Raw genomic sequence first — 24,145 nt, 5'->3', positions numbered from 1 at the left:
AACGGATCCGACCCCAATGGCTGTTCCGGAAGATCGCGGAAATCTGTCGAAGGCGGGGTGGGTCCGGTTGCGGGGGCGTGAGCGCCATGGATGGCGCGACCGAGCTTACAGGGACGTACTTGCAGCGTCCCCCGCAACCGGACCCACCCCGCCAAACCACAGGAAACCAGCTTTTGCTCTGGCTCTGGCCTTGGCTTCAAGGCCTCTGCGGGTGCAGGGCGCAGCCCTGCCGAACCACCCAAAACTCCTACTGGAGCAGGGAACGCAGCATCCACGCGTACTTCTCGTGGGTCTGCAGGCGCTGGGTCATCAGATCCTCGGTCGGAGCGTCGTCTCCCTTGGCCGCCACATCCAGCACTTCACGTGCCGTACGGCATACCGCTTCGTTGGCGACCACCAACTGGCGTACCATTTCACGCCAGTCCGCACTGTCGGTCAGGCCCGGCTCCTCGACAATCGAGGTCAGCGCAGCAAATTCCCGGTAGGAGCCCGGGGCATTGAAGCCCAGTGCGCGGATGCGCTCGGCCACATCGTCCAGTGCCGCCCATTGTTCGGTGTACTGGGTCTCGAACATGGTGTGCAGCGAGTTGAACATCGAGCCGGTGACATTCCAGTGGAAGTTGTGGGTCTTCAGGTAGAGCGTGAACGCATCGGCCTGGAACCGCGCCAAACCGTCGGCGATCTTCTTGCGGTCGCCCTGGGTGATCCCGATATCGATGTTGGGGGCCGACGGCGCGGAAGCCGCAAGCTTCTGCTTGCCGGTCTTGGGCTTGGTCGTGCTCTTGGTCTTCGCCATGGGGTTCCTCCTTGTGGAATCGTTGGCCTTCACAATAAATCAGTCTTGATGACTGGTCGCATTCAAAGTTTTAAACGAACCGATTGATGAACGCTATCGACAAAATGCCGCAGTCCCGCCAGCGCCAACAGCGTGTCGCCATCGATGGCGCCATGAGCCGCGACCGTGGACGATTGCTGGGAATGCTCTCGCGTTGCCAGGCCAAGCCACAGGATGCGGCGCTGGCCGCCAACTTCGAGCAGGCCTTGCAGGTTTCGGTGCAGCGCCGGCAGGCGCGGGCGCAACAACAGCCGGCCATTACTCTGGACCCACAGCTGCCGATTGCGCGTGAAGCCGAGACCATCACCCAGTTGATCCGCGACCATCAGGTGGTGGTGATCGCCGGTGAAACCGGCTCGGGCAAGACCACGCAGCTGCCGAAACTGTGCCTGGCCGCCGGCCGTGGCCAAGCGGGGATGATCGGCTGCACGCAGCCGCGACGGATCGCCGCACGTGCGGTGGCCAGCCGTGTCGCGCAGGAACTGCAGAGCGAACTGGGCCAATTGGTCGGCTACCAGGTGCGCTTCAACGACAAGGTCGGCGAAGACACCCGCATCAAGTTCATGACCGACGGCATCCTGCTGGCCGAGATCGCCCGTGATCGCTGGCTGTCGAACTACGACACGATCATCGTCGATGAAGCGCACGAACGCAGCCTCAACATCGACTTCCTGCTCGGCTATCTCAAGCAACTGCTGCGCAAGCGCCCGGACCTGAAGCTGATCGTCACGTCAGCGACCATCGACACCGAGCGTTTCGCCCAGCATTTCGACAGCGCGCCGGTGATCAGCGTCGAAGGCCGCACCTATCCGGTGGAGGTGCGCTATCGCGCGCTGGAAGGCGAGGGCGAAGAGCAGGGCGAACGCACGGTCAACGATGCCATCGTCTCGGCCATCGACGAAATCACCCGCCTGGATTCCCGTGGCGACGTGCTGATCTTCCTGCCGGGCGAGCGTGAGATCCGCGATGCGCACCAATCGCTGGAGCGGCGCAAGTACCGCAACACCGAAGTACTGCCGCTATACGCGCGGCTGTCCAACCAAGACCAGGACCGGGTGTTCAACCCTGGCCCGAACCGGCGCATCGTGCTGGCCACCAACGTGGCCGAGACCTCGCTGACGGTGCCGCGCATCCGCTATGTGGTCGACCCCGGTTTCGCCCGCGTCAAGCGTTACAGCCCGCGCAACAAGCTTGACCGCCTGCACATCGAGCCGATCTCGCAGGCCAGTGCCAACCAGCGCAAGGGCCGCTGTGGTCGCGTGGCCGAGGGCATCTGCTATCGCCTCTATGCCGAGGCCGATTTCCAGGCACGGCCGGAGTTCACCGATCCGGAAATCCGTCGTTCCAGCCTGGCCGGGGTGATCCTGCGCATGCTGCAGCTTGGCCTGGGCCGCATCGAGGACTTCCCGTTCCTCGAGGCGCCGGATGAGCGGGCCGTCGCTGATGGTTGGCAGCATCTGACCGAGCTGGGGGCGATCGACAGCGAGCGCCATCTGACCGCGATCGGCAAGCAGATGGCGCGCCTGCCGGTGGACGTGAAGCTGGCACGCATGCTGGTTGCCGCACAGGCGGCCGGTTGCCTGCGGCCGATGCTGGTGATCGCCTCGTTCCTGGGTATCCAGGATCCGCGCGAACGGCCGCCCGAAGCGCGTGGCGCCGCCGACAACGCACATGCGCAGTTCGCTGACGGCCGCTCCGAGTTCGTCGGTGTGCTGCGCCTGTGGGATGCCTATCGCCAGTCCCATGAGGATCTGACCCAGTCCAAGCTGCGCGACTGGTGTGGCCGCCACTTCCTCGGCTTCCTGCGCATGCGCGAATGGCGCGAGCTGCACCGGCAGCTGCGCCTGCTGTGCGAGGAACTGGGCTGGAAAGAAGAGACCAATGAGGTATCGATGGCGCCGTTGCTGGCCGGCAGCAGTGCGCCGGCGCCGACGCGCGATGATGCCGCGGCGGTGAAGGCGACCCGTGGCCAGCTGCACCGTGCCGCGCGCCTGGCCCGCGAGGGCAAGGGCGAAACAGCGCCCGCGCCGGTCGCCGCTCGCGCGCAGAAGGACCAGGCGCCCGACGGCGGTGGTTACAGCGAACGCGTTCGCGCTGCTGCTTATCAGACCCTGCATCGGGCGCTGGTGGCGGGCCTGCCTACGCAGATCGGCCATCGCAGCGAAAAAGGCGATTTCCAGGCGCCACGCCAGCGCCGTTTCCTGCCGTTCCCCGGCTCGACGCTGTCCAAGCGGCCGCCGCCGTGGCTGCTGGCAGCCAACCTGCTGGATACGCAGAAGGTGTGGGGCATGACCCTGGCGGCAATCGAGCCGGACTGGGTGATTGCCGAACTGCCGCACCTGCTGCTGCGCAAGCATTTCGATCCGCACTGGTCGCGTGCACAGGGCCAGGTGCTGGCCTCCGAACAGATCAGCCTGTTCGGGCTGGTGCTGGCACCGAAGAAACCGGTGCATTACGGCCGCATCAATGCCGTCGAAGCGCACGACATCTTCGTGCGCCAGGCGCTGGTGACCGGTGAGATCAACACCCGCGCCAGCTTCGTGGCTGACAACCAGAAGGTGCTGGAGCAGGCGCGCGAGGAAGAAGCCAAGCTGCGCCGTGCCGGCATCGTCGCCGACGAGGACTGGCAGGCACGCTGGTATCTGGACCGGGTGCCGCCGCAGATCCATTCCGCGTCCGGGTTGGATGCGTGGTGGAAGGCGTTGCCGCCGGAACAGCGCAGGGGACTGAACTGGTCGCTGGTGGATCTGCTGCCGGGCGAAGGCAGCGAGCAGGAGCGCTACCCGAAGTACCTGGCATTGGGCCAGGCGCGGCTGCCGCTGCACTACCGCTTCGAACCCGGGGCCGAAGATGACGGCGTGACCCTGGACGTGCCGCTGCATCTGCTCAATGCACTGGATGCAGTGCAGTTGGGGTGGCTGGCGCCGGGTTTCGTTGCCGACAAGGCGGCGGCCTTGATCCGCAGCCTGCCCAAGGCGATGCGGCGCAACTACGTGCCGGCACCCGATTTCGCGCGCGCGTTCTACGAGGCCTTCCCACAGCCCAGCGCCGACGCGATCACCGGCGAGCTGGCGCGCTTCCTGTCCCGGGCAACCGGGGCAACCGTGGCCGCCACCGATTTCGAGCCCGGTTCCATCGAACCGCATCTGCACATGAACCTGCGCCTGCGCGATGAGCAGGGCAAGGTGCTGGCAACCTCGCGCGACCTCGAGGCGCTGCGTGCGAAGTTCGGCGGCCAGGCCGGCGATGCGTTCGCCGCACGTGCCGGGCGCGAAATGGCAGCCGATGGCCTGCGCACGTTCCCGGCCACGCCGATTCCGCTGCAGGTGCCGGGCGAAGCCGGTGTGCCGGCCTATCCCGCGCTGAAGGATGAGGGTGACAGCGTCGCATTGCGTATCTACGCCGATCGCCAACAGGCCGAGGAATTGCACCCGCTCGGCGTGCGCCGGCTGCTGGAGATCGGCCTGGGCGAGAAGATCAAGCAGGCACGCAAGCAGTTGCCGGTCGCAGCGAAAACCGGCCTGTTGTACGCCTCGATCGAAACCCAGGAACGCCTGCGTGGCGATCTGGTCGATGCGGCGCTGAATGCCGTGCTGGCTGATGGTCTGGGCGATATCCGCGATGCGGCGACATTCGAGCAGCGTCGTGAACACGCCGCAAAAACGCTGTTCGGCGAAGCCATGCAGCGGTTGAAGCTGGCCGAGTCGATCCTTGCCCTGGTGGCCGAGTTGAAGCCGATGCTGGAAGCGCCGTTGATGGGTTGGGCGCGCGGCAATCTGGATGACATGGAAGCGCAGTTGGTCGGGCTGATCCATCCGGGCTTCCTGCGTGACACGCCGGCCGATGCCCTGGCGCAGTACCCGCGCTACCTGAAAGCGATGATCCTGCGCACTGAACGCGCCAAGCGCGATCCGCCACGTGACCAGGCGCGCATGCTGGAACTGCATCCGTTCCTGGAGGCGTTGCAGGTGGGCGAGCAGCAGGGCCTGCGCGAGCGGCCGCAGTGGCAGGCACTGCGCTGGGACCTGGAAGAACTGAGGGTGTCGTTGTTCGCGCAGGAACTGGGCGCACGCACCGGCGTTTCAGCGAAGAAACTGGCGCAGCGGGTGGCCGCACTGCGCCAGGCCTCGTAACCCCCGGCCTGACCCCGCCGGGTGCTGACCGGCGGGGTGGGTGGAATGCCAGCCACGCATGGCGTGGATCTACTGCCGGTCTCGGCGGTAGCGGCCGATGGCGCCGTTACTTGGTGCGACGCACCTTGGGCTGGGTGTTCACACCTTCGACCTTCAGGTACCACACGCCCATCACCCCGGGGCTGATGCTGACCTTCGGCGATTGCTTGCGCACGCCGGAAACCGAGGTGGTATCGGTCTGTTCCCATTGCTGGCCATTGTCCAGCACGTAGATCCGGCCCTTGCCGAAACCGCGGAACTCGCCCTGCAGCACGCCGCTGATCGGCTCGTTGCTGCCGAAGTCGAAGAAGCCGCGGTTCTTCACGATCACTTCCTGGCGACCTTCCTCGCGCGCTTCTTCGCGCACCGCAGCGACGGCTTCGGTGGTGGCGGCTTCAACCTTGCCCTGCAGCCAGCGGTTCAGCGTCGCCAGCTCGGCGGCATTGAGTTTGTCCAGGCCGGCGGCCTTGAATTCGGTCGCTGACATCTGCTGCTGCAGGTCACCCTGCACCACGCGCTGGGCCAGCGCGGGTGCCGACAGGGACAGCAGTACGGCGGCACAGGCCAGAAGGTGCGGGCGGAAAGGCAGGGTGATCGAAGGCATGGCGGAACTCTCCCGTGGATGTCGGCGAGTGTAGCGGCATGTCCACATTCCCGGCGATGGTGGCCGCGGCGATTGTTCCTGAACGGCTGCGGCGCTAGTGTAGGGGCTTCCGTCTTGCCTGCTCGATGCTGTGAACCGCGCTTCCGTCCCCGGCCTGGATGCCTTGTTGAACCGTCCCTCGGCAGCCGTGCTGCCTGCTCCGCTGCGCCAGGCCCTGCGCGGGCACTGGGAAGCGCCGGACTGCGACCCGCAGATGCGTGCCAGCTGGTCGGTGCTGGGCGATACCCTGGACGCGCTGGCAATGCTCTCGGCAGACGAGGGCGCCGTGGTGGCGGCCCTGCTGTTCGATCTGCCGGGTCTGCGCGTCCACCTCGATGCACTGCCGCTGGGCAGCCACAAAGCGGCGGTGATCGGTCTGCTCGATGGACAGGATGCGGCCGATCCCGTTTGGGCACTGCATGCCGGTCGCGAGGCAGGCCGCAACAGCGAAGGCCTGCGCCGGTTGTTGCTGGCCATCATCCGCGACCTGCGGGTGGTGCCGATCCTGCTGGCCCGGCAGTTGGCGCGCATGCGCGCGGCCGACAAGCTCGATGAGGAGCAGCGCCGCGCGCTGGCCCAGTTGACCCGCGACATCCATGCGCCGCTGGCCAACCGGCTCGGCATCTGGCAGTTGAAGTGGGAACTGGAAGACCTGGCGTTTCGCCACCTGGAGCCGGAAACCTACCGGCGCATCGCGCGCGAGGTCGATGAGACCCGCATCGCCCGCGAGCGCTACGTCGAGAACGTGAAGAAGGTGCTGTCGCGCGAACTGGGCGTGCAGGGCATCCGCGCCGAGGTCAGTGGCCGGCCCAAGCACATCTACAGCATCTGGCGGAAGATGCAGAAGAAGCGCCTGGCATTCGATCAGTTGTATGACATCCGTGCGGTTCGGGTGATGGTCGACGACGTGGCCGCCTGCTACGCCGCGCTCGGCGTGGTGCATGCGCTGTGGGCACCGGTGCCGAGCGAGTTCGACGATTACATCGCCCGGCCCAAGGCCAACGATTACCGCTCGCTGCACACGGCGGTGGTTGGCCCGGAAGGGCGCACCATCGAAGTGCAGATCCGCACCCACGACATGCACGCGCAGGCCGAGCTGGGCGTGGCCGCGCACTGGAAATACAAGGAAGGCGGCAAGGGCGCGGAGAAGTCGTTCGATCGCAAGATCACCTGGATGCGGCAGCTGCTGGAGCAGGCGCAGGACGGGCAGGGCAATGAACTGGCCGGCGCGCTCGATGCCGAGCTGACCGAGGACCGGGTCTACGCGCTGACCCCGAAGGACGAGGTGCTGGACCTGCCGCAAGGTGCCACACCGCTGGATTTTGCCTACCAGGTGCACACCATGGTCGGGCACCGCTGCCGTGGCGCCAAGGTCAACGGCCGCATCGTGCCGTTGACCTACCGCCTGCGCAGCGGTGACCGGGTCGAGATCCTGACCGGCAAGGAGGCCGACCCGCGCCGCGACTGGCTGATGCCGGCCAACGGGTTCCTGGCCAGCAACCGCTCGCGCGAGAAGGTGCGCAGCTGGTTCCACAAGCTGGACCGTGCGCGCAACGTGCAGGCAGGGCGCGAGCTGCTGGAGCGCGAACTGAAGCGGCTGGGCCTGCAGCATTCGGACCTGTCCGCAGCGGCGAAGAAGTTCCATGCCGACAGTGTCGACGACCTCTATATCCAGGTCGCCCTGGGCGATACCGGCCCCAACCAGGTCAGCCGTTCGCTGCTGGAGGCCGAGCGTGCGGCCAGCCAGCCGGCGCCGACGTCGGCCCTGCCGCGGCCGACCGCGCGCCGCGAGAACCTGGGCAAGTCCAAGTTCACCGTACAGGGCGTGGGCAACCTGCTGGTGCAGCTGGCGCGCTGCTGCCAGCCGGTGGCGGGCGAACCGATTGTCGGCTACCTGACCCGTAGCCGGGGTGTCACGGTGCATCGTGCAGACTGCGTGGCCCTGGCGCGGCTGGCTGCGACCAGCCCGCAGCGGATCCTGCCGGTGGAATGGGGCCAGGCCGGCGGTGGCTATGAAGTGGACGTGGTGGTCGACGCAGTGGACCGCCGCTGGCTGCTGAAGGACATCACCAACCTGATCGCACAGGAAGACGCCTACGTGCTGGACATCCACAGCGACAACGTCCGCAACAGTGGCCGCGCGCATCTGCGCCTGCGGCTGAAGGTCAGCGACTACGGCCAGCTGTCGAATCTGCTGGGCAAGCTCGATGCGTTGCCCGGTGTCAGCGAGGCGCGTCGTCTGGGCTGAGCTTCACGCTGCCCCGGCTACCCTGCACGCATGGAACGCGAGCCCCCGCATCGCTCACACGGCGCCGCACATCCGGCGCTCGATCGCGTTCGCCGCGAAAGCCGCTGGTGGTGGCTGCAGGCGCGCCATGCGCGCCGGGTGTGGCGTTGGGCGCTGTTGGCTGCTGCAGCCGTGTTCGTTCTGCTGGTGCTGGTGCGCAAGCCGCTGGCCGACTGGTTCTGGGATGAGCCACAGATAGAACAACTGCTGGCCGAGGGCGATCGCGCGCTGGCCGAAGGGCGCCTGACTGCGGGCGACGGCAGTGGCGCGCGCGAACGCTACCAGGCGGTACTGGCTTTGGACGGCGACCGCCCGCAGGCGCGGCAGGGCCTGGCCCGTACCGGCGCGGCAGCGTTGCAGCAGTCGCGTGAGCGGCTGCAGGCGGGCGACCTCGACGGCTGCGCGCAGGCGCTGGCGTTGGCGCGTGAGCTGCAGGTGCCGCGCGCCGAAGCGGATGCGGTGGCCCAGCAACTGCAGGCGCGTCGTCGCGCCGGCGCTGGCATCGGCGCGTTGCTTGCACAGGCCCGCAATGCCTTTGCAGCGGGGCGGCTGGACGACGGCGACAGCAGTGCGTTGCCGTTGTTCCAGCGTGTGCTGGCGCTGCAACCGGACAACCTGCCTGCGCTGGAAGGTCGCGAGGATGCATTGAGCGACCTGCTGCAGCAGGCGCGTGCACAGGCTGCGCGCGGCGAACTGACCACGGCGGCTGCGATCCTGCAGCGTGCACGCCAGTTCGATGCAGGTCATTCCGAGCTTCCTGCCAGCCAGGAAGCACTGGCCCAGGCCGTCGACCAGCGGCTGCAGCAGGGCCAGCGCGCGCTCAAACGGCAGCAGCTGGAGATGGCCGCAGACAGTTTCCAAGCCGTGCTGGCGGTCACGTCCGATGATCCCACCGCACTGCGTGGGCGCGAGCAGACCGTGCAGGCATTGCTGGCGCGCAGCCAGAAGCGGGCCGACGATTTCCAGTTCGAGGCGGCCGACAAGGACGCCGCGCTGGCGGCAGATCTGGGCGCCTCGCAAGCGGCGCAGCAGCAGCTGGCACAGCGCCTGCAGCGTGCGCGGCAGGCACGCCAGTCGTTGCAGCAGCCGGGCATCAGCGCTGCCCAGCGTGAGCGCCAGCTGCGTGATCGACTGCGCCAGATCGATCGCGCCGAGCGTGCCGGGCGGTGGATCAGCCCCCCCGGTCACAGCGCCTTCGATGCGCTGCGTGAAGCGCAGGCACTGGCACCGCGCGACAGCCGGGTCAAGGCGGCGGCAGCGCGTCTGCTGCCCGCCAGCAGGTCCTGCTTCGATGACAACCTGCGACAGAACCGGGTGCAGGCTGCGGGCGCCTGCCTGCAGGCCTGGCAGACGCTGGCGCCGACCGCCGCAGGATTGCCCGATGCGCGTTCGCGCCTGGCACAGCGCTGGCTGGCGATCGGCAGCGAACGGCTGGGTCGCGGGGATGTGGAATTTGCCGCCTCGGCCGTGGAGCAGGCGCGGCGGCTGCAGCCGGATCTGGCCGAGCTTGCCGCGTTCGAGGACCGCCTGCGGCACGCAGGCGGCCACATCGACTAGTCGAAGAACAAGCGCTGCACGGTTGCCGATGCGGCATCCAGCGAGAAATGCTCGGCCACGTTGGCCAGGCCAGCGGCGGCCAGCTGCTGCCAGAGAACGGGGTCCTGGTACAGGCGGACCACCGCATCGGCAAAGCCCGCTGCATCGTCGGCCACCAGCACATCCTGGCCGGCACGCAGGTGCATGCCTTCCACCGCGCAGGTGGTGCCGACCACGGGCTGGCCATGAGCCATGCTCAGGTTGATCTTGCCCTTCACGCCAGCGCCGAAACGCAGCGGCGCGATAGCAATGCGGCCACCGTCCATGTACGGAACAATGTCTTCAACGAAGCCATGCATCACTACGCCCGGCTGGGTAGCAGCCAGGGCAAGCAGCGTGTCCGGTGCGCCGGCACCGATGCAATGCAGGTGCACCTGCGGCAGCGCAGCGCGGATGTGCGGGAATACGTCGCCGATGAACCACTCCATCGCGTCCAGGTTCGGCGGATGGCGGAAGCCGCCGACGAACACCAGGTCGTGGCGCTGCGCGAACGGCGCGCCCGCGCCTGCAACTTCATGCAGGTTGGAAATCAGCTCTACCCGCACCTGGGGCGCATCGGCCTGCAGTTGCTCGCGCTCGGCAGCGCTGACCAGTACGGTGATATCGCACTGGTCCATCACTGCCAGTTCGCTGGCGCGGGTGCGTTCGGCGTTGCGCAGCAGGCCAGCATCGCCCGCCACTTCCGCACCACGGCGTTCGCGCAGGTAGTGCAGGTCGACGGTGTCGAACACAGTGCGGGCCTGTGGTGCATAGCGTTTGAGCAGCGGCAGGCATTCGTTGGCGACGTGGTGGCGCACCATCATCACCACGTTGAAGCGGGCGCCGTGGCTGCGCAGCCAGCCTGCAACACCGTCCAGGAAGGGCGTGTACCAGACTTCCACGCCCATCCGCTGCAGGGCTTCGGTCGCCACGCCGCCGTGTTCGCGCCGGGTGGGCACGAACACCACGTGGGCGCCGCCCTGCAGCAGCAGGCGGATCAGGTTGACCTGCCGCAGCGAGCCGGAGTCGCGTTCCGGGCGCGGCACTTCCTCGTCGAGGATCAGCACCTGGCGACGGCCGCGCAGCAGCAGCGCCGGCGAGGGCACTTCGCCGACCTTCGGATGGGAGGCCAGTTCAGCGGCCCATCTGGCTGCGAAAATGCCCTGGTTGCGTACCTGATAGGCCTTCACACCGCTGCCGGTATCGGTGCCGTTGCTGGTGCCTTCATCGTGGATCACCCGGCTGGCCGGCTGCACCAGCACGCGCAGGCCCTGTGCACGCACGCGGAAAGCCAGGTCGGTGTCTTCGTAGTAGGCGGGCTTGTAGCGGGTATCGAAGCCGCCCAGTTGTTGCCACAGTGCGAGGGGCAGCATCAGCGCGGCGCCGGAGCAGTAGTCGACGTCGCGCAGGCTGGCGAAGCGGGGATCATCGGCCGCTTCGAAACGGCCGTAGCTCCAGCCACTGCCATCGCCGAAGATCACCCCGCCCGATTCCTGCAGGCGGCCGTCGGGGTACAGCAGCTGGCTGCCGACCAGGCCGGCATCGGCGACGGTCGCAAAGGTGTCCAGCAATGCCTCCAGCCAGCCCGGCTGCGGCACCGTATCGTTGTTGAGCAGCACCACGTAACGACCGCGCGTGCGCGACACGCCGTCGTTGCAGGCCTCGATGAAGCCACCGTTGCGCTCGCGCACTTCGTAGCGCAGGCCGCTGATCTGCGGCATCCACTGCGCCGTTGCGTCGCTGCTGCCGTCGTCCACCACGAGGATCTCGCAGGCCACCGACGGCGGGTGCGCGGCCAGGGCGCGCAGGCAGGCCAGGGTATGGTCGACGTGGTTGTAGACCGGAATGACGATGCTGACGTCCGGCGTATCGCTGGTGGGCACCGCGAAGGGAGCGAACGGCTGTGCCGGTGGCAGGTACAGCGGTTTGCGCGGTGCTGGAACGGCGCGCTGGGTGTGCACCCGGATCCGCTGCCAGGTGGCCCGCCAGCCGCGGGTACGCAGGCTGGCCAGGCTGCGGCGGGCCAGCCCGGTCAGGCGATTGATCAGGTAGCGGATTTCGGCCAGGGACATCGCCATCCGGTTGCAACTCCAGCTTAAGCAGGGGGGCCGGGAGAATTCGCCTGCCGCAGCGGCTGGGGTAGACTCGCCAGACCCTACATTGTCGCATTCCCGTGCCCCGACGCTACGATTCAGACGATATCGACGATTTCGACGACGACCAGCAGGACACCGGTCCGCTCTGGCGGCGCCGGCTGATCACCTGGAGCATGGCGGCGGTCGCGTTGGGATTGGGTTTCCTGATCCCCTATACGCTGTACCTGAACCAACAGGTGACGCAACGTTTCGGTGAACTGCGCTGGCAGATCCCGACGCGCGTCTATGCACGCCCGCTGGTGCTGTTGCCCGGCAAGGCGATGGATGCGGCGACCCTGAAGACCGAGCTGGCCGCCTCGGCCTATCGCGATGATGGCCAGGGCAAGGAACCGGCAACCTATGCGGTGCAGGGCGGCCGCTTCGTCATCTCCAGCCGTGGCTACAACGATGTTGATGGCCAGGTCGCGGCGCGTCGGGTCGAGCTGTCGCTGTCCGGCGGCAGCATCGCATCGTTGCGTGACGCCGACAGCCGCAAGGCGCTGAAGGCAGCCCGCATGGATCCTGCGCGCATCGCCACGCTGTATGGGCAAAAGCAGGAAGAGCGCCGCCTGATCCGCATGAACGAGGCCCCGGACCTGTTGGTCACTGGCCTGCAGGCGGTCGAGGACAAGGACTTCAACCGCCATCACGGCATCGATCTGTCCGGTATCGCGCGCGCGGTCTGGGTGACGGTCCGCTCCGGTGGGCAGAGCCGGCAGGGCGCTTCCACCCTGACCCAGCAGCTGGCCCGCAGTGGTCTGCTCGGCATCGGCAAGGAACAGACCGTCACCCGCAAATTCAACGAAGTGCTCTATGCGTTGATCATGGAAGCGCGCTATGACAAGCGCACCATCTTCGAGGCCTACCTCAACCAGGTGTATCTGGGCCAGCGCGGCAGCCAGGCGATCCACGGCATGTCCTCTGGTGCCGAGTTCTGGTTCGGCCGTGATCTCTCCTCGCTGGAAACCGAGCAGATCGCGCTGTTGATCGGCCTGGTCAAGGGGCCGTCCTACTACGACCCGCGCCGCAATCCCGAGCGCGCGCTGGACCGTCGCAACTTCGTGCTGGGCAAACTGCACGAAGCGACCCTGATCGATGATGCCGAGTACCAGCGTGCGTTGAAGGCGCCGCTGGGCGTACCCAAGACCCCGGGCCTGGTGGCGGCCAACCGCTTCCCCGCCTACGTCGACCTGGTGCGTCGCCAGCTTGCCCACGACTATCCGGAATCGGCCCTGCAGGGCGCCGGCCTGAGCGTGATGAGCGGCATGTCGCCGTCCGCGCAGGCCTATGCCGAAGGTGCGGTCACGCGCACCATCAAGTCGCTGGAAAGCAAGCGTCGCCCCGAGCTGCAGGCCGGCCTGGTGATGACCGACGTGCACAACGGCGACGTGGTGGCGGTGATCGGCAGCCGCGACGTGTCCGAGGTCGGCTTCAACCGCGCCATCGAGGCGCAGCGCCCGGTCGGTTCGCTGCTCAAGCCGTTCGTGTACCTGCTGGCACTGGCGCAGCCGGAACGCTATTCGCTGGCCAGCTGGGTCGACGATTCACCGGTGACCGTGCAGCTCGGCCGCGGCCGCAACTGGAACCCAGGCAATGCGGACAACCGCAGCCATGGCACCGTGCGCCTGATCGACGCGCTGGCCCATTCCTACAACCAGGCCACGGTACGCGTGGGCATGCAGGTCGGCCCGGAGCGGGTGACCCAGCTGATCCATGTGCTGGCCGGCATCAAGGCCGAACCCAATCCGGCGGTGATCCTCGGCTCGACCGACCAGAGCCCATATGCGATGGCGCAGCTGTACCAGTTCTTGGCATCGGGCGGCGAAATCCAGCCGCTGCACGCGGTGCGTGGTGTCCTTGATCCGCAGGGCAAGCTGCTCAAGCGCTACGACAAGACGCCTGCGCCGGCACAGGAGGGCGACTCCATTGCCGCCAACCTGATCAGCATCGGCCTGCAGCAGGTGGTGGCCAGTGGCACCGCGCAACGCTTGAATGCCGATGGCCTGGGCCGCCTGCAGCCGGCCGGCAAGACCGGCACCACCAACGATGGCCGCGACAGCTGGTATGCCGGTTACACCGGCGATCATCTGGCGGTGATCTGGATGGGCAACGACCAGAACGAACAGGCCGGTCTGTACGGCGCCACCGGCGCGATGCGGGTGTGGTCGGGCATCTTCCAGCGCCTGCCGACGGCGCCGTTGAAGGTCAGCAACAAGGGCCTCGATTGGCAGCCGGTTGCCGCTACGGGTACCAACAGCACCGATGAAGGCTGCCCGGGCGCGAGGCGATTCCCGTTCGTGGTGGGTTATGCGCCTGCGTATGAACCGTGTGCACCGGCGCCCTTGCCGGACGCGCAGGGCGGTGCGGAAGGCGAGGGCGGCGGCTGGCGCAGCTGGTTCGGCCTTGACCGTAAACCGGAACCCGCTGCTGAACCTGCCGCAGCACCCGCTGCAGCGACTCCTCCTCCAAGCCGATGATGCCGATGACTATCCGTTCGCTGTTCCAGCCCCTGGTCCTGAGTGGCCTCGCCTTGGCCTTGGCGGCCTGCGTGAGCAGCGCGCCGCAAGTGGTCAAGCCGGTGGACACCACCACGCCCGCACAGCGGCTGGCAGCCGTGGAAGCAGCCGCCGGCCCGGATGACAAGGAACTGTCGGTGCAGCCGTTACGCGATTCGCAGGTCGAGGATCTGCGGCAGACGGCGCTGACCCAGCGCCGGGCCAACGACCTGGCCGGCGCGGCTGGCAGCCTGGACCAGGCGTTGCAGATCGTGGCCGGTGATCCATCTGTATTGCAGGAACGCGCGGAACTGGCGCTGCTGCAGGGCCAGTGGGCAGAGGCGGAAACGTTCGCGCGCAAGGCTGTGGACCTTGGCTCGAAGACGGGGCCATTGTGCCGCCGGCACTGGGCGACGATCGAGCAGGCGCGCCTGGCACGGGGCGAGAAGGAGAATGCGGTGTCCGCGCATGCGCAGATCGAAGGTTGCACGGTGCCGGGGATCAAGCGGTACTGAGGTATTTCCCTCCATCGGGCGCTGCCCCCTCTGCGGCGGGCGGGCTGATGGTCTGATGCGGGTTGGCCGGGTGGATGGACTGGGCAGGGGGCGCTGCAAGTACGTCCCTGTAAGCTCGGTCGCCGCATCCATGCGGCTCACGCCCCTGCCCAGCCCATCCACCCGGCCACGGACAGTTTCCTGCGGCCGCCGCAGGCAAGAACAAAATCAAAATCAAACGCGGGTCGCGCACTGCGCGCGCTCGCTGAGGGGTCGGAGCCGTTTTCCAAGGGAAAACGGCTCCGACCCCTTCTACTTTCCCCGTTACACCAACTGCTTCTGCTCCGCCTTTGCCTCCCGTCACCGGGAAACTGTCGAGGGTGGGTGGGGCAGGGCAGGCAGGACCGTTGGCGCCACGGATGGCGCCATCGAGCCCCCATGGATGGGTTTACGGCGTGTCCTGGCTGCCCTGCCCCACCCACCCCAGCACGTAGCAACCCAGAGCCATGAACAAACGCTGTTGCCGTTGCCGTTGCTGTTGCCTGTGCCCCGGCTTGAAACGGGTGCCGGGCAGCGCCCGGCCGGGTATCCTTTCCATCTGATGTCCGACCTTGTCCATGCCAGCCGCGAAGCCCTCAGCGAAGGCGGCGCGCTCGCCTCCCATCTGGATGCGTTCGTTCCGCGTCCTGCGCAGCTGCGCCTGACCGAGGCCATTGCCGCGTCAATGCAGCAGCGCGACCTGCTGCTCGCCGAGGCAGGTACCGGCACCGGCAAGACCTTTGCCTATCTGGTGCCGGTGCTGCTGTCCGGAATGCGCACCATCATTTCCACCGGTACCCGCGCGCTGCAGGACCAGCTCTATCACCGTGACCTGCCGCGCGTGCGCCAGGCGCTGGGCGTCGGACTGCGCAGCGCGTTGCTGAAGGGACGCAGCAACTACCTGTGCCGCTATCGCCTGCAGCAGGCACGCGGCGAGCCGCGCTTTTCCAGCCCCGAACAGGCGGCGCAGTTCCAGCGCATCCTGGCCTGGTCCGGGCGCTCGGATTCGGGCGATATCGCTGAACTCGATGGCTTGGCCGATGACTCGCCGCTGCTGCCGATGGTCACCTCTACCGTCGACAACTGCTTGGGCAACGAGTGTCCCTTCTGGGATGACTGCTTCGTCGTGCGTGCTCGCCAGCGTGCTCAGGCCGCCGACCTGGTCGTGGTCAACCACCACCTGCTGCTCGCCGATCTCGCGCTGAAGCAGGAGGGCTTCGGCGAACTGCTGCCGGGTGCGCAGGCCTTCGTCATCGACGAGGCCCATCAGTTGCCCGAGCTGGCCGCGCAGTTCTTCGGCGAGGGCTTCGGCATGCGCCCCTGGCAGGAGCTGGGCCGTGACTGTCTGGTTGAAGCGCGCGGCGTGGGTGGCGCGCAGTCGGCATTGCAGGAACCGGTTGATCATCTGCAGCAGGCCTTGTCTGCGCTGCGTGCTGCGATGGAAGGCTTGCCCGCGCGCGGTACGCAGTGGCGGGCGTTGGCGATGCCGCAGGTACGCGAAGGTTTCGATGCGGTGATGTCCCGTCTGGTGGTGCTGGAGCAGGCATTGCAGCCGTTGCGTGAAGCCGCTGCCGGCCTGGATGCCTGCCATGCGCGCGCGCGTGAGGCGATCTCGCGGCTGGGCCGTTGGCTGGGCGATGAAGAACCCGCGCTCGACTTCGATGCCGATCCCGCCGAAACGAGCGCTGCCGCCGGCGATGTGCTCTGGTACGAGTTGACCCCGCGCGGTTTCCGCTGCCAGCGCACGCCGATGGATGTGTCCGCGCCGCTGCGCGAACATCGCGAGCGCAGCCATGCCGCATGGATTTTCACCTCGGCCACGCTGACCGTTGGCGGCGGCTTCGAGCACATCGCCACGCGCCTGGGCCTGGACGATCCACAGACGCTGGTACAGCCCAGCCCGTTCAACTGGCCCGAGCAGGCACTGTGCTACCTGCCTGAAGGCTTGCCCGATCCGGCTGCACGCGGTTTCGGAACCGCACTGATCCAGGTGTTGCGCCCGGTGCTGCAGGCGTCGCAGGGCAGGGCGTTCCTGTTGTTCGCTTCGCATCGTGCGCTGCGCGAAGCAGCCGAGGCATTGCGTGATGGACCCTGGCCGCTGTTCGTGCAGGGCGAAGCGCCGCGCGCGACCCTGCTGCAGCGTTTCCGTGAATCCGGCAATGGCGTGCTGCTGGGCTCGGCCAGCTTCCGCGAGGGCGTGGATGTGGTCGGCGAGGCCTTGAGCGTGGTGGTGATCGACAAGCTGCCCTTCGCCACGCCCGATGATCCGGTGTATGAAGCGCGGCTGGAGGCAATCCGTACCCAGGGTGGCAATCCGTTCCGCGACGAGCAGTTGCCGCAGGCGGTCATTGCCCTGAAGCAGGGTGTCGGCCGCCTGATCCGCAGCGAGACCGACCGTGGCGTGCTGGTGCTGTGCGACCCGCGCCTGCTCAACCGTGGATACGGCAAGGTCTTCCTGCAGTCGCTGCCGCCGTTCCGGCAAACCCGGGCACTGGCCGATGTGCAGGCCTTCTTTGCGCCACAATGGGCGCCCGTGGCAGATGCCGCAGCCCCGACCACCCCCGTGGCGGGCCCGGAGCCGGCCCCCGGTGCCACGTTCCCCCTGTTCTGACCCGATCCGATGAAACTGCTCGCCTTTGAAACCGCCACCGAAGCCTGTTCCGTAGCCCTGCATGTCGATGGGCAGGTACTGGAACGCTTCGAGATCGCCCCCCGCCGGCATGCCGAACTGAGTCTGCCGTGGGCGGAAGAGTTGCTGGCCGAGGCCGGCATCAGCCGCCACCAGCTGGACGGCATCGCGCTCAGTCGCGGTCCCGGTGCGTTCACCGGTGTGCGCCTGGCGATCGCCTTGGCGCAGGGCATCGCGCTGGCGCTGGATCGTCCGTTGCTGCCGGTGTCGACGCTGCAGGTGCTGGCACTGCGCGCGCCGACGGAAGAGAAACAGATCCTGTCGGCGATCGATGCGCGGATGGGCGAGTTGTACGTGGCACGCTTCGAACGCGTGGATGGACTGCCGGTGGCGCGTGACGCCGAGCGCGTGTGCGTACCGGCGGCGGTGTCGTTGCCGGAAGACACATCCGTCTACGGCGTTGGCACTGGTTTTGCCGCCGCTGAGGGCGCATTGGTCGCGCAGCTGGGTGCAGGTCTGCGCCGCTTCGATGCGACGGCGCTGCCGCACGCGGCAGATGTGCTGGCACTGGCGGTACCGGCGTTCGCTCGCGGCGAAGGCATCGTAGCGGAGAAGGTCGAGCCGGCGTACCTGCGTGACAACGTGGCGCTGACGCTGGTCGAGCAGCAGGCTGCGCGGGACGCGAAGGCGAAAGCCAACGGCTGAGCCCCTCGTGGTTGGGTTGGTCGCGTAAATCAAAAGCCGTGGGTTGGCCGGGCGGGTGGGCTGCGCAGGGGACGCCGTGAATCCCCAGACCGGCCCAGCCGCTGGCGGCTGTGCGTTCGGGCGCTTGCGAAGCAGTGCTTCGCAAGCAAAGCGCCCTCACCCCTGTAGGCTCGGGCGCGCCATCCATGGCGCTTACGCCCCTGCGCAACCCACCCGCCCGGCCACGGACAGTTTCCGTGCGCGTCCGCCACGGAAAATCAAAAAAATCAAATTCAAAAGCCGGTCGCTTCGCTCGCATCCACGCATGGCGTGGATCTACCTTGCAGGCATGGCGTGGATGCATCGTGTCGACCAAGGTCGACACCTACCAACAGCGGGGCGACGATGCGCCGCGATCTGTCAGAGGTGGGGCGGTGTCGGGTGGCGGGGTATCCGCGGCATGGATGCCGCGGCTAAGCCTACAGGGATGTACTTGCGGCGTCCCCGCCGCCCGACACCGCCCCGCCAAGCTTCAGTACACCGGCCGCCGCTTCTGCTGTTGCCTCGGCGGGTCCCCGGGCCGCAGGCCCGGGCAGAAACCCTTACCGGTCGTCGCGCAGTTCGCCGCCCGGCAGGAACACCCACGTGCGCGTGACCTGCAGGATGTCGATCTGATCGTCGCTGTCGGGCAACGGCGGGAACGGTTGCGCCAGCTGGATCACCCGCAGCGCGGCCTCGTCCAGCAGCGGCGTGCCGCTGGACTTCAACACCCGACTGCTTTCCACGCTGCCGTCGCGGCGCACCCCCACGCTGATCACCACCTGCCCGCCCAGCCGGCGCTGCCGCGCTTCGTCGGGGTAGTTCAGGTTGCCGACCTGCTCGGCGCGGTCCACCCACGCACGCAGATAACTGGCGTAGGCGTATTCGCGCGTACTGGCCGAAACGAATTTCCGGTTCGGGCGCTTGGCGTACTGCGCCGAACGCAGGTGTACTTCCGCCGCCAGCCGCGCCATTTCAGCATCACGCTGTTCGCGTGCGGTCAGTGGTGCATCCGGCGTGGGCTGCAACGGGGTAGGGCGCGACTGCGCCAGGGCCACCGTGTCCTGGCCATTGCGGCTGCTGACCACGCGCGCCTGCGGCGGCGGCACCGGTGCTGCCGGCTGTTGCTGCTGGGGTACCGGGCTGATGCCGGACTGTGCCTGCGGCACGATGCCGGCCTGGTTGTCGCGAGGGCGCTGCGCACGATCATGTTCGCCACCGCCCTCCTGGCTGGCGGCGGCCAGGAAATCCGCCTGCTTCGGGGTCAACGCGGTGCGGGTCCGGCTGAAGATCACTTCCAGGGTCGGCACCAGTGGCGCATCGCCTTTCACGGCAAAACCGACCCCGAGGATCAGCAGGGCGTGCACCAGCACCGACAGGGCGATGGTGGCGCCCAGCCGCTGCGCTTCGCGCGGCGGCGGGGCGAGGACGGCAGGTGCGGCATCCATCAGTGCAGATCGGCCTCGATCGCGTCGAACAGGGTGCCGGCGATGTTCAGGCCGTACTGCGCGTCCAGTTCACGCACGCAGGTCGGGCTGGTCACGTTGACCTCGGTCAGGAAGTCACCGATGACGTCCAGGCCGACGAAACGCATGCCACGACGCTTCATCTCCGGGCCGACCTGGGCGGCGATCCAGCGGTCGCGTTCGCTCAGCGGACGGCCTTCGCCACGGCCACCGGCGGCCAGGTTGCCGCGGAACTCATCGCCCTGCGGAATGCGCGCCAGGCAGTAGTCGACCGGCTCGCCGTCGACCAGCAGGATGCGCTTGTCGCCGGCGGTGATGTCGGGGATGAACTTCTGCGCCAGGGCCAGCTTGCGGCCGCCGTCGGTCAGCGTTTCCAGGATCACGTTCAGGTTGGGGTCGCCCTGGCCGCTGCGGAAGATCGAGCGTCCGCCCATGCCATCCAGCGGCTTCAGCACGGCCTGGCCGTGTTCCAGCGCGAAGGCCTTCAGCGCCTTGGCATCGCGGCTGACCAGGGTCGGCGGGCAGCACTGCGGGAACAGCAGCGCGGCCAGCTTCTCGTTGTAGTCGCGCAGGCCCTGCGGGTTGTTGACCACGCAGGCACCGGCGGCGGCGGCGACATCCAGCACCTGGGTGTCGTAGACGTATTCGGCGTCGACCGGCGGATCCTTGCGCATCAGCACGATCTGGCCGGGACCGAACTCAGTCCGGCTGAATGCGCCCAGCTCGTACCAGCCGGCCGGGTCGTCGCGCACCTGCAGGGGGGCGGTCCAGGCCACGGCCACCCCGCCTTCCAGCGCCAGCCCACCCGGGCGCACGTAGTGCAGGGCGTGGCCGCGGCGCTGGGCTTCCAGCAGCATGGCGAACGTGGTGTCCTTGGCGATCTTGATGTGGGCGATGGGATCCATCACCACGATGACGTTCAACGGCATGGGCGCACCTGTCAGGCAAGGCGTTGATGGTAGCGGCAACGCCGGCCGTGCGCCTCCCCGGCGATGTGCAACGCAGCGTCCCTTGCCGGGCTGCGCAGTGATTGCCAATCCGGTCACGTTCAGCCCGGCGCCACGCCCCGCGCCACGGACCGCCCTTGAAGCGGGCGCGGGAAGTGCGATATAGATACGCTTTCGCAGCGGCTCCCGCCAAAGATTGGGCCGCGCGCTTGGGGAATGGCAATGACTGAAAACACGACTGCGGGCGGGGAGCTCGCAGGACTCCGAGTGATGGTCATCGATGACTCGAAGACCATCCGCAGGACTGCGGAAACACTACTGAAGCGCGAAGGCTGCGAAGTAGTGACCGCAACGGACGGTTTCGAGGCCTTGGCCAAGATCGCCGACCAGCAGCCGCAGATCATCTTCGTCGACATCATGATGCCGCGCCTGGATGGCTACCAGACCTGCGCACTGATCAAGGGCAACCAGCTGTTCAAGGCGACCCCGGTGATCATGCTGTCGTCCAAGGATGGTCTGTTCGACAAGGCGCGGGGGCGCATCGTCGGCTCGGAGCAATACCTGACCAAGCCATTCACGCGCGAAGAACTGCTGGGTGCCATCCGCACGTACGTCAACGCCTGACCAGGGGGGAAAGGCACAATGGCTCGTATCGTCCTGATCGAGGATTCACCGACCGACCGCGCGGTGTTCACCCAATGGCTGCGCCGTGCCGGCCACGAGGTGCTGGAAGCGGACAATGCCGAAGATGGCTTGCAGCTGGTCCGCGACCAGGTGCCGCAGCTTGTCCTGATGGACGTGGTGTTGCCGGGCATGAGCGGTTTCCAGGCGACCCGGGCCATGGCCCGCGACGCAGCGATCAAGCACATCCCGGTCATCATCGTCAGCACCAAGGCGATGGAAACCGACAAGGCCTGGGGGCTGCGCCAGGGCGCCGCCGATTACATCGTCAAGCCACCGCGCGAGGAAGAACTCATCGCGCGGATCAACGAGCTGGTGGCCTGATGCGCTCACCCTTCGACATTCTTGAAGCCTACGAACGGCGCAGCCTGGCCCACGCGGTGCAGCTGCCCGGACGGCAGTTTGCCCAGGACCTGTGGCGAGGCGTCGGTTTCCGTGTTGGCCAGCGCCGGCTGGTGTCCGATTTCCGCGAAGTGGTGGAGATCGTGCCGATGCCGCCGGTGACCCCGGTGCCCTGCGCGCAGCCGTGGCTGCTGGGCGTGGGCAACCTGCGTGGCAACCTGTTCCCGGTGGTCGACCTGAAATATTTCCTGGAAGGTGCGCGCACCGTCCAGCAGGAAGGCCAGCGTGTGCTGATCATGCGCCAGGCCGGTGGCGACGTCGCCCTGACCATTGACGAACTGTTCGGCCAGCGCAGTTTCGAGCTGACCCAGCAGATCGAGGCCGGTTCACTGGCCGAAGGACGCTACGGGCACTTCGTCGATCGCGCTTTCCATGCCGATGGCAACGACTGGGGCGTGTTCTCGCTCTCGCTGCTGTCGCGCACCCCTGAATTCCGGCAAGCCGCGGCCTGAGGCCGGGCATTGCCCCCTGCATTGAAAATCGAGGTTGAACGATGAGTACTGCTTCGGATGCCACCAAGTCCGGCAAGCTGCGGCTGGGCGGCAGCAACCTCTGGCTGGCGCTGCTGGCCCTGTCGATGATCCTGTTCGGTGTGAACACCGGTGTGTCCACCTGGCAGGGCAGCCGCTTGGCCGATGCCGGCTCCAAGGCCGCGGACCTGCAGGTGCTGTCGCAGCAGCTGGCCAACCAGGGACGTGACGCGGTCGGCGGCAACGCGCAGGCCTTCACCGCCTTCAAGGCCACCCGCAACGCGATCGAGCAGAACGTGTCGACCCTGCAGGGGCGCTACGGCAACGAGCCGGGCGTCTCCGGGGCGATCTCGACCCTGGCCGATACCTGGACGCCGCTGGGCAAGCAGGCAGGGCAGCTGGTCGCCAGTGAACCGGCAGTGCTGGCCCTGGCCGGCAACGCCAACAACTTCTCCGGTGCGGTGCCGGGCCTGCAGGCCCAGTTGAACGAACTGGTGCGTGCGATGTCCGCCTCCGGCGCCCCGTCGTCGCAGGTCTACAGTGCCCTGCAGCAGGTGGTGGTGGCCGGTTCGATGGCGCGTCGCGTGACTGAAATACGCGCCGGCGGCACGACCGCAGCCGCTGCCGGTGACGCGCTGGCCCGTGACATCACCGTGTTCTCGCAGGTGCTCGATGCGCTGCGCAATGGCAACGAGGATCTGGGCATCACCGCAGTACGCGGCGCTGCCGCCGTTGCGGCGCTGGAGCAGTCGCAGCAGAAGTGGGAGGCGATGAAGCAGGACGCCGACGCGATCCTGGCCAGCTCGCGCCAGTTGTTCGCGGCGCAGTCCGCTGCCTCCGCACTGGGCCAGGGTTCGGCGAAGATGCTGACCGACAGCCGCAAGCTGTTCGAAGCGTTCTCCTCGTTCGGTTCGGTGTCCGACACCCGCCTGTTCCCGAATTTCTGGATCGGCGTGGTGTCCGGTGCACTGTCGCTGATCGCGATCATCGGCTTCGTCTCCACCAACGTGCGCAGCCGCTCGCGCGAGCAGGAACTGCGCTACCAGACCCAGGTGGAGTTCAACAGCCGCAACCAGCAGGCGATCATGCGGCTGCTGGATGAAATTTCCTCGCTCGGTGAGGGCGACCTGACGGTGAAAGCCTCGGTTACGGAGGACATGACCGGCGCGATCGCGGACGCCATCAACTACGCGGTGGATGAACTGCGCCACCTGGTGACTACCATCAACGACACCTCGGCCAAGGTCGCGTTGTCGACCCAGGAAACGCAGGCAACGGCGATGCAGCTGGCCGAAGCGGCCGGCCACCAGGCCAACCAGATCACCTCGGCGTCGGACCGGATCGGCGAAATCGCCGCCAGCATCGAGCAGGTATCGCGCAACTCGGCCGAGTCGGCCGACGTGGCACAGCGTTCGGTGGTGATCGCCGCCGAGGGTGCCGGCGTGGTCCGCGAGACCATCCAGGGCATGGACCAGATCCGCGACCAGATCCAGGAAACCTCCAAGCGCATCAAGCGCCTGGGCGAGTCCTCGCAGGAGATCGGCTCGATCGTGGAACTGATCAACGACATTTCCGAGCAGACCAACATCCTGGCATTGAATGCGGCCGTGCAGGCGGCTTCGGCCGGTGAGGCCGGTCGTGGTTTCGCGGTCGTGGCCGACGAAGTGCAGCGACTGGCAGAGCGCACCTCTGGTGCGACCCGACGCATCGAGAACCTGGTGCAGGCCATTCAGGCCGATACCAACGAAGCGGTCACCTCGATGGAGCAGACCACCGCCGAAGTGGTGTCCGGTGCGCGCCTGGCCGAAGACGCCGGTACTGCACTGACCGAGATCGAGCGCGTGTCCAACGCACTCAATACCCTCATCAAGAACATCTCCATCGCCGCCCAGCAGCAGTCGTCGGCGGCGTCGGACATCACCCGCACGATGGGCGTGATCCGCCAGATCACCGGCCAGACCTCGCAGGGTGCCGGGCAGACCGCCGAGTCGATCGGCCACCTGGCGCAGCTGGCGGCCGACCTGCGTCGTTCGGTCGCCGACTTCAAGCTGCCGGCGTGACACGGGCAGGGCGGCGAGCAAGGAACCAGTCGATGAAGCATTTCCATTTCCCACGCCAGGATCCGCGCGACCGTCGCGCGGCGGCGACCGGA

The 24,145-nt window shown here is 67.3% G+C and carries 16 protein-coding genes; 11 read left to right on the top strand and 5 right to left on the bottom strand.

Annotation, left to right across the window (positions count from 1 at the left end):
• Nucleotides 1–247: 247 nt before the first annotated feature.
• Entirely contained in the window at nucleotides 248–796 is a 549-nt protein-coding gene (locus tag ACEF39_RS16115; RefSeq protein WP_088100980.1) for a Dps family protein, read from the bottom strand.
• 86 nt (nucleotides 797–882) lie between these two features.
• Between ACEF39_RS16115 and hrpA the strand changes: the two genes are divergently transcribed.
• Nucleotides 883–4,968: an ATP-dependent RNA helicase HrpA gene (gene hrpA, locus ACEF39_RS16110; protein ID WP_500285781.1), complete on the top strand. Its 4,086-nt coding sequence runs from the start codon at nucleotides 883–885 to the stop codon at nucleotides 4,966–4,968.
• A gap of 106 nt (nucleotides 4,969–5,074) precedes the next feature.
• Here hrpA and ACEF39_RS16105 read toward each other — a convergent pair whose 3' ends face one another.
• A complete protein-coding gene (locus ACEF39_RS16105; protein ID WP_500285780.1) occupies nucleotides 5,075–5,611 on the bottom strand; it encodes a hypothetical protein in 537 nt (178 codons plus the stop codon).
• A gap of 253 nt (nucleotides 5,612–5,864) precedes the next feature.
• Between ACEF39_RS16105 and ACEF39_RS16100 the strand changes: the two genes are divergently transcribed.
• Both ACEF39_RS16100 and ACEF39_RS16095 read left to right on the top strand, forming a co-directional pair.
• Nucleotides 5,865–7,898, top strand: a complete 2,034-nt coding sequence (locus ACEF39_RS16100) for a bifunctional (p)ppGpp synthetase/guanosine-3',5'-bis(diphosphate) 3'-pyrophosphohydrolase (protein ID WP_500288038.1) — start codon at nucleotides 5,865–5,867, stop codon at nucleotides 7,896–7,898.
• A gap of 30 nt (nucleotides 7,899–7,928) precedes the next feature.
• The gene (locus ACEF39_RS16095) at nucleotides 7,929–9,494 is read left to right on the top strand and encodes a hypothetical protein (RefSeq protein WP_500285779.1); all 1,566 of its coding nucleotides are present in this window, start codon (nucleotides 7,929–7,931) and stop codon (nucleotides 9,492–9,494) included.
• On the opposite strand, the gene ACEF39_RS16090 is transcribed toward ACEF39_RS16095, so the two are convergent.
• Entirely contained in the window at nucleotides 9,491–11,590 is a 2,100-nt protein-coding gene (locus tag ACEF39_RS16090) for a glycosyltransferase (protein WP_500285778.1), read from the bottom strand. The genes ACEF39_RS16095 and ACEF39_RS16090 overlap by 4 nt on opposite strands.
• A gap of 95 nt (nucleotides 11,591–11,685) precedes the next feature.
• Between ACEF39_RS16090 and mrcB the strand changes: the two genes are divergently transcribed.
• From mrcB to tsaB, 4 genes are all read left to right on the top strand, one after another.
• Nucleotides 11,686–14,124, top strand: coding sequence for a penicillin-binding protein 1B (gene mrcB / locus ACEF39_RS16085; RefSeq protein WP_500285777.1), 2,439 nt, complete (start codon nucleotides 11,686–11,688; stop codon nucleotides 14,122–14,124).
• Nucleotides 14,121–14,657, top strand: a complete 537-nt coding sequence (locus ACEF39_RS16080) for a hypothetical protein (protein WP_500285776.1) — start codon at nucleotides 14,121–14,123, stop codon at nucleotides 14,655–14,657. The genes mrcB and ACEF39_RS16080 overlap by 4 nt, the downstream gene beginning before the upstream one ends.
• Before the next feature lie 580 nt (nucleotides 14,658–15,237).
• Entirely contained in the window at nucleotides 15,238–17,286 is a 2,049-nt protein-coding gene (yoaA, locus tag ACEF39_RS16075) for a DNA repair helicase YoaA (protein WP_500285775.1), read from the top strand.
• A 9-nt stretch (nucleotides 17,287–17,295) separates the two neighbouring features.
• The gene (gene tsaB / locus ACEF39_RS16070; RefSeq protein WP_500285774.1) at nucleotides 17,296–18,009 is read left to right on the top strand and encodes a tRNA (adenosine(37)-N6)-threonylcarbamoyltransferase complex dimerization subunit type 1 TsaB; all 714 of its coding nucleotides are present in this window, start codon (nucleotides 17,296–17,298) and stop codon (nucleotides 18,007–18,009) included.
• A 581-nt stretch (nucleotides 18,010–18,590) separates the two neighbouring features.
• Here the strand turns inward: tsaB and ACEF39_RS16065 are convergent.
• Together ACEF39_RS16065 and gshB are read right to left on the bottom strand one after the other, a co-directional pair.
• Complete coding sequence (locus tag ACEF39_RS16065; RefSeq protein WP_500285773.1) at nucleotides 18,591–19,475, bottom strand: energy transducer TonB family protein; 885 nt, start codon at nucleotides 19,473–19,475, stop codon at nucleotides 18,591–18,593.
• A complete protein-coding gene (gene gshB / locus ACEF39_RS16060) occupies nucleotides 19,475–20,422 on the bottom strand; it encodes a glutathione synthase (RefSeq protein ID WP_191078174.1) in 948 nt (315 codons plus the stop codon). The genes ACEF39_RS16065 and gshB overlap by 1 nt, the downstream gene beginning before the upstream one ends.
• A 240-nt stretch (nucleotides 20,423–20,662) precedes the next feature.
• Here gshB and pilG point away from each other — a divergent pair, with 240 nt between their 5' ends.
• From pilG to ACEF39_RS16040, 4 genes are read left to right on the top strand one after another with little or no spacing between them, the layout of a single operon-like run.
• Nucleotides 20,663–21,064 carry a twitching motility response regulator PilG gene (gene pilG, locus ACEF39_RS16055; protein WP_005418455.1) on the top strand — a complete coding sequence of 134 codons (402 nt, stop codon included), beginning with the start codon at nucleotides 20,663–20,665 and terminating at the stop codon, nucleotides 21,062–21,064.
• An 18-nt stretch (nucleotides 21,065–21,082) separates the two neighbouring features.
• Nucleotides 21,083–21,445, top strand: a complete 363-nt coding sequence (locus ACEF39_RS16050) for a response regulator (RefSeq protein WP_025877749.1) — start codon at nucleotides 21,083–21,085, stop codon at nucleotides 21,443–21,445.
• Entirely contained in the window at nucleotides 21,445–21,975 is a 531-nt protein-coding gene (locus ACEF39_RS16045) for a chemotaxis protein CheW (protein WP_025877750.1), read from the top strand. Before ACEF39_RS16050 ends, ACEF39_RS16045 begins: the two co-directional genes overlap by 1 nt.
• A gap of 41 nt (nucleotides 21,976–22,016) precedes the next feature.
• Nucleotides 22,017–24,053 carry a methyl-accepting chemotaxis protein gene (locus ACEF39_RS16040; protein ID WP_500285772.1) on the top strand — a complete coding sequence of 679 codons (2,037 nt, stop codon included), beginning with the start codon at nucleotides 22,017–22,019 and terminating at the stop codon, nucleotides 24,051–24,053.
• Nucleotides 24,054–24,145: the final 92 nt, after the last annotated feature.

The organism is Stenotrophomonas indicatrix (genome assembly GCA_041545745.1).
Classification (GTDB): Bacteria; Pseudomonadota; Gammaproteobacteria; order Xanthomonadales; family Xanthomonadaceae; genus Stenotrophomonas; species Stenotrophomonas indicatrix_A.
The sequence above is the reverse complement of the archived record's forward strand: the minus strand, read 5'-3'. Positions and strand labels throughout refer to the sequence as shown.